The 2,072-nt window shown below is 65.9% G+C and carries 2 protein-coding genes; both read right to left on the bottom strand.

Annotation, left to right across the window (positions count from 1 at the left end; translation table 11 throughout):
• Positions 1 to 515 precede the first annotated feature (515 nt).
• Positions 516 to 1,595, bottom strand: coding sequence for an IS630 family transposase (locus I6U14_RS00575; RefSeq protein WP_296896010.1), 1,080 nt, complete (start codon positions 1,593 to 1,595; stop codon positions 516 to 518).
• Positions 1,596 to 1,835: 240 nt separating this feature from the next.
• A partial coding sequence (locus I6U14_RS00580; protein ID WP_296896012.1) for a hypothetical protein occupies positions 1,836 to 2,072 on the bottom strand: 237 nt, incomplete at its 5' end.

The following is a 2,072-nucleotide window of genomic DNA, read 5'->3' on the forward strand; positions in this document are numbered from 1 at the left end:
CGAGCGACGCGCCACCGTCCGCAAGCGCACGCAGGCAGTCACCGTAGAGTAACGGTCCACAGACAGCGTCCCTGCGATAGGCGCGTGACCGAGGATGGCCCCTATCTCGTGCCAATGTGGGTGACGCAAGGTTGAAGGTGCAAGGGTCCAAGCCTGGATGGCGATCCAAACGCAAACGAGAGCAAAGAGCCCAACAACAGGAGCCACTGGGCGCGGTATGCGAAACTCTCGCCTGGGCCACAGGGCCGCTCGGAAACTCCAAACCAGGAGCAGGCCGCCAACCCCGAGCGCCAGGAAGTTCCATGCGAACTGAGTATTGCCACCAAATGGCAGCGGAGCTACGACCAGTGTGAGCAGAAAGCCCCACTCGACGGCACGCCCCATCATACGAAAGCTGCGTCGGGCGAACCTCGACTTAGGACCTGTGGACGTACCGCGATAGCCATCCCATCTCAGAGTAGACGCAGGCCAGTTGGCCTCCGGCCTTCCGCGCTGAACCACCGTTGATTCGGATACTAGTGGAGTGTCTCCAACGTCTGGTGCCCGCGCTGGACGCCGGCGAGGATGCGCGCGGGGTCGGCGGTCCAGACGAACGGCTTGGGGTCATCGTTGTGGGCCTCGATGAAGCGCTTGATCGCCGCGTGGAGCTCGACGACGGAGCGGAACACGCCACGCTTGAGGCGCCGCCGGGTGAGTTTGGCGAAGAAGCCCTCGACCGCGTTCAGCCACGAGCCGGAGGTGGGCGTGAAGTGGAACACGAAACGAGGGTGGCGGGCGAGCCAGGCCTTGACCTTGGGGTGCTTGTGGGTGGCGTAATTGTCGAGGATCACGTGGATCACCTTGCCGGCCGGGACGGTCCGCTCGATCGCGTTCAGGAAGCGAATGAACTCCTGATGCCGGTGGCGGGCCATGCAGCGTCCGATCAAGGTCCCCTCGAGGACGTTGAGCGCCGCGAACAGCGTGGTGGTGCCGTGGCGTTTGTAATCGTGGGTCATCGTACCGAGCCGGCCGGGCTTGATCGGCAGGCCGGGCTGGGTGCGGTCGAGCGCTTGGATCTGGCTCTTCTCGTCGACCGAGAGCACCACCGCATGGGCCGGCGGATCGACGTAGAGCCCGACGATCTCCCGCAGCTTGGCGGCGAAGGCGGGATCTTTCGACAGCTTGAAGGTCTTGAAGCGGTGCGGCTTCAGGCCGTGCGCCCGCCAGATCCGCTGCACCGAGGCGTGCGAGATGCCGACCGCCTGGGCCATCGCACGGACCGTCCAATGGGTCGCTTCGCCTGGCGGCACTTCACCGGTGAGGGCTACGACCCGCGCGACGGTCTCAGTCGGCAACGGCGCGATCCCCGGCGGGCGCGACTTCTCGCGCAGCAGTCCGGCGACGCCCTCTGCCGCAAACCGGCGTTGCCAGCGCCAGACCGTCGGCTTGGCCACGCCAGCCTTGCGGGCGATTGTCATCGTGCCGACGCCCTCTGCGCTCAACAGAATGACCCGCGCCCGCCAGACGTGCTTCTGGGGGCTGCTCGGCGCCGCCACGATCGCCTCCAAACGAGCACGATCCGCGGCGCTGACCTCGATCTCGACCTCCGTTCCCATCCTTCGATGATCGCACAAACCGAACTCGAAGGGAATCCTTCGTTAGTGACGAACCACTAGTGATCGCTCTTAGCGAGGGCGCGGTCAACAGCTGGAAGCACGGCCGCAAGGCGACGCGGATCCACCGCGGCACCACGACCCAGGCCCCCGACCCGACCATCGAGGCGGTTGAGGGGGTGGGCGGCACGCCCGCCTACCGCGGACGGGCCTACCTCGCCTTCAGAGGCCTACCGCTGCGTCCTATTCTACCTCAAGGCGGACACAGCTTGACACGATGATCCGGCGGATGCCGGTGATCGGGCCGTCGCCGACCAGCACCGCGAAGGTCGCGAAGTAGGTGTAGTGGACGACGGTCGGCGTGCCCTTCTTCTTGCTGCCGCCCTCCTCGTTCCGAACCTCCTGGATCTCGTCGGCCCAGATCACGTTGCCGGTAACCGGGACCGTGCCGTAGGTGTACGGGATCCCGCGGCCGTACGA

The sequence above is a fragment of the Thiohalocapsa sp. genome (genome assembly GCF_019695415.1).
GTDB lineage: Bacteria > Pseudomonadota > Gammaproteobacteria > Chromatiales > Chromatiaceae > Thiohalocapsa.